This window comes from Candidatus Tectomicrobia bacterium (assembly GCA_016192135.1).
Taxonomy (GTDB): Bacteria; UBA8248; UBA8248; order UBA8248; family UBA8248; genus 2-12-FULL-69-37.
Genome location: JACPUR010000030.1, coordinates 134,231 through 141,210 on the forward strand (window position 1 = coordinate 134,231; position 6,980 = coordinate 141,210).

At 66.3% G+C, this 6,980-nt stretch carries 9 protein-coding genes and 1 tRNA gene; 4 read left to right on the forward strand and 6 right to left on the reverse strand.

Annotated features, from left to right (window positions below; all coding sequences use genetic code 11):
• Positions 1–110 precede the first annotated feature (110 nt).
• On the reverse strand, positions 111–1,451 hold the full coding sequence (locus tag HYZ11_12945) for a response regulator (protein ID MBI3128506.1): 1,341 nt from the start codon (positions 1,449–1,451) through the stop codon (positions 111–113).
• A 279-nt stretch (positions 1,452–1,730) separates the two neighbouring features.
• Here HYZ11_12945 and HYZ11_12950 point away from each other — a divergent pair, with 279 nt between their 5' ends.
• Positions 1,731–2,018: a helix-turn-helix transcriptional regulator gene (locus HYZ11_12950; protein MBI3128507.1), complete on the forward strand. Its 288-nt coding sequence runs from the start codon at positions 1,731–1,733 to the stop codon at positions 2,016–2,018.
• 90 nt (positions 2,019–2,108) lie between these two features.
• Here the strand turns inward: HYZ11_12950 and HYZ11_12955 are convergent.
• The 5 genes from HYZ11_12955 to HYZ11_12975 all read right to left on the reverse strand — a co-directional run bounded on the left by HYZ11_12955 (position 2,109) and on the right by HYZ11_12975 (position 4,871).
• Positions 2,109–2,183, reverse strand: a tRNA-Asn gene (locus HYZ11_12955).
• 107 nt (positions 2,184–2,290) lie between these two features.
• Complete coding sequence (locus HYZ11_12960) at positions 2,291–3,070, reverse strand: molybdopterin-dependent oxidoreductase (protein MBI3128508.1); 780 nt, start codon at positions 3,068–3,070, stop codon at positions 2,291–2,293.
• 10 nt (positions 3,071–3,080) lie between these two features.
• Positions 3,081–3,344, reverse strand: a complete 264-nt coding sequence (locus HYZ11_12965) for a hypothetical protein (GenBank protein MBI3128509.1) — start codon at positions 3,342–3,344, stop codon at positions 3,081–3,083.
• Entirely contained in the window at positions 3,341–4,327 is a 987-nt protein-coding gene (locus HYZ11_12970) for a cytochrome b/b6 domain-containing protein (protein MBI3128510.1), read from the reverse strand. The genes HYZ11_12965 and HYZ11_12970 overlap by 4 nt, the downstream gene beginning before the upstream one ends.
• A 10-nt stretch (positions 4,328–4,337) precedes the next feature.
• Positions 4,338–4,871 carry a redoxin domain-containing protein gene (locus HYZ11_12975; GenBank protein ID MBI3128511.1) on the reverse strand — a complete coding sequence of 178 codons (534 nt, stop codon included), beginning with the start codon at positions 4,869–4,871 and terminating at the stop codon, positions 4,338–4,340.
• Positions 4,872–5,027: 156 nt separating this feature from the next.
• Here HYZ11_12975 and HYZ11_12980 point away from each other — a divergent pair, with 156 nt between their 5' ends.
• From HYZ11_12980 to HYZ11_12990, 3 genes are all read left to right on the forward strand, one after another.
• Positions 5,028–5,375: a cupin domain-containing protein gene (locus HYZ11_12980; protein MBI3128512.1), complete on the forward strand. Its 348-nt coding sequence runs from the start codon at positions 5,028–5,030 to the stop codon at positions 5,373–5,375.
• 34 nt (positions 5,376–5,409) lie between these two features.
• Positions 5,410–6,180 (forward strand): ABC transporter ATP-binding protein, encoded by a 771-nt coding sequence (locus tag HYZ11_12985; protein ID MBI3128513.1) that lies wholly within the window; start codon positions 5,410–5,412, stop codon positions 6,178–6,180.
• A 100-nt stretch (positions 6,181–6,280) separates the two neighbouring features.
• Positions 6,281–6,874 carry a hypothetical protein gene (locus HYZ11_12990; protein MBI3128514.1) on the forward strand — a complete coding sequence of 198 codons (594 nt, stop codon included), beginning with the start codon at positions 6,281–6,283 and terminating at the stop codon, positions 6,872–6,874.
• Positions 6,875–6,980: the final 106 nt, after the last annotated feature.

The window sequence follows — 6,980 nt, forward strand, 5'->3', positions numbered from 1 at the left end:
GGCGGGTTTGAAACCCGCCCCTACGGAATCGTTCGCCATATCGACCCGTAGGGGCGTATTGCAATACGCCCCTACAACACCAGAGGCTGGCGCGATTCTGTCAGCGAACCTTACGCGCTCGCGCTGCGGAGCAGCCAGCTCCTCACCCGGGAGCGGAGCTGGGTGGGGGAGAACTTCTTGGTGAGGTAGTCCGAGGCGCCCGCGTCGAAGCACTTCTGCACGTCCTTCTCGTCCAGCCGCTTGCCCGTGACCATGAGGATGGGGACCTTCCGGAAGAGGGTGTCCTCGTTGCGGCGCAGGGCCCGGCAGACCTCGATGCCGTCCATCTTCGGCAGCCCCCAGTCCAGGATGATGAGGAGGGGGCGCTCCTTCATGGCCAGCTTCAGGGCGGCCTCGCCGTCGTGGGCGGTGACGAGGCGCACGGCGTTCTCGGCCTCGAGGGACTTCTCGAGGAGGCGCACCATGAGGGGGTCGTCGTCCACGATGAGGATGGTGCCGCCGGTCTTGGGCCCGCCGCCCGAGAGCCACGCCGAGCACGAGGCCGGGATGGGGGGCGGCTTCCACGCGGGGTCCTCCGGGAGCTCGATCTCCCAGCCCTCGGCCGCGGCCATGACCTCGAGCCCGCCGCCGGCCTTGGCCGCCATCTTCTCGGCCGTCCCCACCAGCCCGTCGAGGTCCCGGTCGGTGCGCAGCGGGTCGTGGTGGAAGAGCGCGAGCCGTTTCACCCCGCCCGCGACGGCGTACTCGACCGTCTTCTCGTAGGGCGAGTGGCCCCAGCTCACCTTGGAGGGATACTCCTGGAGGGTGTACTGGGCGTCGTGGGCCAGGAGGTCCGAGCCCTTCAGGAACTCCACGTGGCGGCGGTCCTGGAGGTGAAGCGGAATCGGGCCCGGCCCGCCGTTGTCGAAGGAGAAGAGGGAGCTCGGCTCGTGGTCGGGGATGTAGGTGAAGGAGGCGCCGCCGGCCTCGACCCGGAAGGCCAGGGTGAGGGCCGGGTGGTTGGTGTACTGGGTCGAGATGCGGAGGCCGCCGATGTCGAAGGCGCCCTCGCCCAGGTTGTGGTAGTGGACCGAGGAGCCGAACTCCTCGAGGGAAATGGGGAAGTAGCTGTAGGTCATCTGCCCCGCGAGGATGGCCTGGAGCTGGTGGTCCATCCCGCCGGGGCCGTAGATGTGCCACTCGTTCCCGGGAATGAACAGGGGCGTGAAAAAGGGGAAGCCCTGGATGTGGTCCCAGTGGTAGTGGCTGATGAGGAGGTGGCCCTGGAGGGGGGGCTTGCGGGAGGCCGCCAGCTTCTGGCCCAGGGCGTGGATGCCGGTGCCGCAGTCGAGGATGAGGAGGGTGCCGTCCGCGCCCTCCACCTCCACGCAGGGCGTGTTGCCCCCGTAGCGGAGGGTGGTGGGACCGGGCTTGGCGATGGAGCCGCGCGTTCCCCAGAATCGGACCCGCATCAGCTACCCCCATGGCCTCACGGCAGGGAAAGTGGCCCATCCGCCCGGGTTTCAGAATTTGCCTATCCAACCCATTGTTCATGCATATGATAAGGGAAAAGAGGAATCTTCGCCAGAGGACAGTCCGCAGGCGAATATCGGGGACCGGGGCCGGTCCCCCGCGGGGGAAAATGACTCCAGGTCGAAGATAGCCATCAAAAGAAAACCGTTGCAATTACCTGTACGGCATAATAGCATCGCCTGAAATGACGCCGTTGCTATGTCACAGGAGCTATGCAAGTGGGTAGCCTAATCCGGGAGGTCCGGGAGAGCAAGGGTGTCACCCAGGTTGAGCTATGCACGAAGGTTGGAATCAACCAATCGAAGCTAAGCCAGATTGAGAATGGAAAATACCTTCCCAGCTTGGTTACGCTCCAGCGCCTTGCCTGGGGGCTTGACTGTAAAATTTGTGATCTGTGGAAGGATGAACCGCCGACAGTTACCTTGACCGATCCGAGATACCTTGGCCGGGCGGATCGTGGGCTGACGAAGAAACCAATCGCGAAGAAAAGAAATTTGGAAGGATGATCTTCGGGGAAAGAATCCCCCACCCGGCACAATTTCCGGCACACACAAGACAGCCGTTGGCGGTGAAAGGCCCGCCAGTCTTGAAAATTCTGGCTCCGGCGGTAGGATTCGAACCTACAACCCATCGGTTAACAGCCGATTGCTCTGCCGTTGAGCTACGCCGGATCGCGAGTTGTGAGGGCGCCCCAGGGGGCGCCGTAGGCCTTATAGGAGCGCCGTCCCCGCCTTGTCAAGGCGGCGGCCCCGGAGGAGGCCCTATCCCTGGAGGAGGCCTAGAAGCCGTAGTAGCGCGGGTAGCCCTGGGCCTCCCAGAAGCCCCCCAGGTCCTCGTTCATCACGAAGATGTACCGGACGTACTTGGCGCTCTTCCAGCCCACGTTCACGGGGGAGGCGAGCCTCAGGGGGGCGCCGTGGGCAGGGGTGAGCTTCTCGCCGTTGTATTCGTAGGCGAGCACGTTCTGGGGATGCAGGGCCTGGTGGAGGTCGAGGGTGACGCTGTAGCGCTCCATGCCGCGCGGGCTCCGCATCAGGTCGTCGCAGAGGAAGAAGACGTAGCGGCTCTCCGGGCGCAGGGGCCGCCGCCGGAGGAGATCGGCCAGGGCCAGCCCCTTCCAGTGGCAGATGGCGCTCCAGCCCTCCACGCAGACGTGCTCCACCGTCTGCTCGAGGGCGGGCAGCCGCCGGAGCTGGTCCAGGGTGTACTCCTCCCGCCAATGGGTCTGGGCCATCTTTCCGTTCGCGAGCCGCACCTCGCCCACCGTGAGGGTCCACTCCTCCTCGGGCGTCTGGACGAGCTGGGAGCCGGGGGTGACGACGGAGCCGTTCGGGCGCATCTGCTCGGGCTGGACGGCCTCCCGGGGGTAGGTGCGCGCCAGGCGGTAGGGGCTGTCCAGCATGAGCCCCGCCTGGTGGTTCCAGCGGTCGAAGAAGCTCAGGACGCTCTGGGCCGTCTCGGAGTCGTTCAGGCGCGAGCAGCCGGCCATCAAGAGCGAGGAGGCGGCGAGCTTGAGGAAGCCCCGGCGGCCGGCTCGGGGCGGAAGGCCCTGGGACATGGCGTTCTCCTTACTCCGAGGCGGGAGGGCGAAGGAGCTTGACGGCGAGGGGGCCCACCACGGCGGCGGTCAGCAGGAGCGAGCCCGCGAACAGCGCGGCGGCCCAGCCCCCGAAGCCGAGCCTGAAGCGCGAGAGCCCGGCCGCGGGGCCGCTCAGGAGGTAGCCTCCCGCCAGCGCCAGGAGGAGGTTGAAGGCCAGCACGGCCGCCACGAGGCGCCCCACGAGGAGCCTCCGGCGGGCGAGCCGGGTGGGAAGCTCCATCTCCCCCTTCATGCGGTCACCTCCAGCCGGCGGCGGCGGGCCTCGCGGGCGCGCCGATCGCGGGCGCGGACCGGCCCCAGCCGGACCGCGAGGTAGACGAGGGCGCCGAAGGGCAGCCCGTGCGCCTGCCCGCCCAGGGCCCAGTTCAGGATATCCGCCAGAAGGCTCCCGAGCCAGAGCGCCCCCGCGAGCACGGCCAGCTCCCCCAGGGCGCGGAGCGCCCGGCGGGCGAAGACGCGCTGGCGCTCCCTGAATTCCTCCCGCTCGGCCTTGATGCCCACCACCATCGGCGCCAGCCCCCGCCGCCACCCGTGCGAGAGCACCATGACGAGGTGCCCCGCGGTGAAGAGGACGAGGAACAGCGCGGCCAGGAAGTGCAGCAGGCGGCTCGCCTGGTAGCCCCCCAGCGCCTGCGTCAGGAAGCCGAGCTGGACGGGCTTGTAGACGGCCAGCCCCGTCACGACCGAGAGTATCCCGGCGAGCACCACCGCGTTGTAGGCCAGTTTCTGGATCGGGTTGAACTTCCCACCGCCGGGGGGATCGTGGAAGGTGCGGACGGGGTGCCGGATCATCTCCCCGATGCCGGCCAGGTCCCCGCGCCGGACGCGGTAGTGGCGGCCCTCCTCGGTGAGCAGGAGCAGCAGCAGGAAGGCCAGCCCGTTCAGGGTGTAGGGCCACATGAGGGCGAAGTGCCACCGCAGTGCCCCGGCGAGCCATTCGCCGACGCCGAAGCGGCCCGCCAGCTCCTGGACGAACTCCCGGTAGTCCCCGCTCATCATGATTCCGCCCGGGTCCACCGGCGCGTCGCCTCCCGCGAGGGCGCGGTAGACGGCCTCCGGCTTGGGCAGCCCCGGCCCGAAGGCGGGGTAGGCCCACCAGATCTGGATGCCGCTCGCGATCATGAGGAGGAGGAGCGGGACGTTCAGCCAGTGGGTCACCCGGAGCGCGGCGGAGTAGCGGAACGCCGGGCGGGGGGCGGAGGGCTCGGTGCTCATGCGCGGGACCTCATTCGGCGAGCAGCCTCCGGATCATGGCCTCCGTCCGCCCGTGGTTACCCTCGCCGATGTTGAAGAAGCGGATGACGCCCTTCTTGTCGATCAGGTACTTCGTGGGCCAGTAGCGGTTCCCGAACGCCTTCCAGTTGGCGAAATCGTTGTCCATCACCACCGGGTAATCCACCTTCAGGCGCTTCAGCGCCTCCCGGACGTTCTCCTCGCTCCTCTCGTGGCCGAACTCGGGCGCGTGGTTCCCGATGACGACCAGGCCTTGCTCCTTGAACCGCCCGTGCCACGAGCGGAGCACCGGGATCTCCCGGATGCAGTTGATTCACCCGAAGGTCCACATGTCCACCAGCACGACCTTCCCGCGCAGATCGGCCAGGCGGAGAGGCGGGCCGTTCAGCCAGGGACCTCCCCTCAGCTCGGGGGCCGGGGCGCCCGGCTCCAGGCCGGAGGCGCCGGGCCGGACGAGCACGAGCGCGAGAAAAAGGCCTAGGGCGACGAAGGCCGCCTTGAGCGATGAACCGGAGTCTAGTCTCATGTGGGCCTCACTTTATCGGAGGAGGAAAAAGGGCGCAAACGGCCCTCCGGCGGAGGGGGGCGACGGGGGCCGGAACCCCACGCCGGGTGCGCGGAAGGGCCGGGCGGAGTACCATGCGCCGGGTCGGCCTGATTCCATTTTTTCCCGAGGAGAGCCATGCGAGCGTACAACTGGAACGAGCTTCCCGGGCACGAGGGGGCCGGCGACGGGCGCGCCCGCCGGGTGGTGGAGGGGGACCGCATCACCATCCTCCGCCAGACCATCCAGAAAGGCTACCCGACGGGCGGCCCTCACACCCACCCCCACGAGCAGATCAGCATCGTCATGGAGGGCAGGGCCCGGTTCACCTGCGATGGAGAGTCGGTCGAGCTGGGGCCGGGCGGGGTCGTGGTGTTCCCGGGCGGCTCGCTGCACGAAACCCAGAACATCGGCGGCGCGGACCTGACCGTGGAGGAGGTCTTCAGCCCGGTCAACGAGATGCTGCGCAAGTACGCGCCGAAGTAGCCGCCGCCGGGCGCGGGGGCGCCGGGAGAGGGGCATGGCCAGGCTGGTCCTGACGGGCCTGCGGAAATCCTACGGCGACGTCCGCGCGGTGGACGGCGTCTCCCTCTCGGTCCCGGAGCGGGAGTTCCTCGTCGTCGTGGGGCCGACCGGGTGCGGGAAGTCCACCCTCCTGCGGCTCATCGCGGGGGTGGACCGCCCCGACGCGGGGCACATCGTGCTGGACGGCCAGCGCATGAACGACGTCCCCCTCGGCAAGCGCGGCATCCAGATGATCTTCCAGGGCTACGCCCTCTGGCCCCACATGCGCGTCTTCGACGAGAAGCGCTACAGCAACCTGGGCTTCGCCCTCAAGGTCCGGAGGTGGGTGCCCGACTCCATCGCGCGCCGCGTGCGGGACGTGATGCGCCGCGTGGGCATCGAGGAGGAGCTCGCCCGCCGCCGCCCCGCCGAGCTCAGCTCCGGCCAGCAGCAGAAGGTGGCCATCGGCCGCGCCATCGCCCTCCCGCCCCGGGTGTTCCTGCTCGACGAGCCCATGGCCAACATCGACCCCGTCTCCCGCCGTCAGGTGCGGGCCGAGCTGCGGCGCGTCCACGACGAGCTGGGCACCGTCACCCTCCTCGTCACCCACGACCTGGCCGACGCCTTCCACCTGGCCGACCGCATCGCCATCATGCGGGACGGGCGTTTCCTCCAGGTGGACGCCCCCCGGCGGCTCTTCGAGGCCCCGGCCGATCCCTTCGTCTCGGACTTCCTCTCCTCCTTCGCCCCCCTGTGGTGGGAGCGGGCGAAGGGGGCGGGGGGATAGAAACTCAAAAAAGGGAGTATAGGTTCAAAGTCCATCATAATCTATTTCCCTCGCATGGCCGCGAGAGGGGCTCGTATAAATCAAGAGGAGGGAAGATGTCATGACTACATTAAGTGCTTCTTCCTCAGATTGGGCTTTCATCACGGGGAAATGGGAGAAAACCGAGGCTGGATTGGAGTATTCCGGACCAAGGCAACAAGATGACAGTATTCCTCATGGTATTGCCCTCTCGGATATTTCCTCATCGGGCGGCGACCTGAGTGTTGTGGTTAAATTTGAGACCAATCTTGACAAAGGGGACGCCATCCAAATTCTTTTGGGTTACAATGCGGCTACAGGAGAATATTATAGCGCAGGGATAGGTGGTTATGGTTATGCCTACGTAATTAATCGGTATAATCCGGCTAGGGGGTGGAGTGGTTTATTTGTAAAAGGGGATATAGCCAACATTAAGAGCGGAGAAGAATATAGATTAAAAGTAAGAATAGATGGGCAAAAGATTCGATTGCTTGTGAATGGTGTTCGTGTTCTAGAGAATAATCTGCCAACGCCTCTCCCCGGGACACAAACTGGATTGTTCGCTTGGGGAAGAACGAAAGTTCTTTTTTCCTCTTTCGAGGTGCTAACTGCTCGACCAAAAGCCTTTGTTGTCATGCAATTTAGTGTATTCCTAGGCTTCTTCCTGAACAACTGATAGGGTGACGGGCACAGCCAGGGGAACGGAGCGAGGGCGTAGCCCGAGCGGAGTTCCCCTGGGGCACCCCACCCTGCGGGAGGGAAGGAGCATGACGGTCGCCGAG

What these genes read in the sequence shown, in the direction of transcription:
- HYZ11_12945 (MBI3128506.1), bottom strand. Translation starts at nt 1,451, where the DNA reads ATGCGGGTCCGATTCTGGGGAACGCGCGGCTCCATCGCCAAGCCCGGT.
- HYZ11_12960 (MBI3128508.1), bottom strand. Translation starts at nt 3,070, where the DNA reads ATGTCCCAGGGCCTTCCGCCCCGAGCCGGCCGCCGGGGCTTCCTCAAG.
- HYZ11_12965 (MBI3128509.1), bottom strand. Translation starts at nt 3,344, where the DNA reads ATGAAGGGGGAGATGGAGCTTCCCACCCGGCTCGCCCGCCGGAGGCTC.
- HYZ11_12970 (MBI3128510.1), bottom strand. Translation starts at nt 4,327, where the DNA reads ATGAGCACCGAGCCCTCCGCCCCCCGCCCGGCGTTCCGCTACTCCGCC.
- HYZ11_12980 (MBI3128512.1), top strand. Translation starts at nt 5,028, where the DNA reads ATGCGAGCGTACAACTGGAACGAGCTTCCCGGGCACGAGGGGGCCGGC.
- HYZ11_12985 (MBI3128513.1), top strand. Translation starts at nt 5,410, where the DNA reads ATGGCCAGGCTGGTCCTGACGGGCCTGCGGAAATCCTACGGCGACGTC.
- HYZ11_12990 (MBI3128514.1), top strand. Translation starts at nt 6,281, where the DNA reads ATGACTACATTAAGTGCTTCTTCCTCAGATTGGGCTTTCATCACGGGG.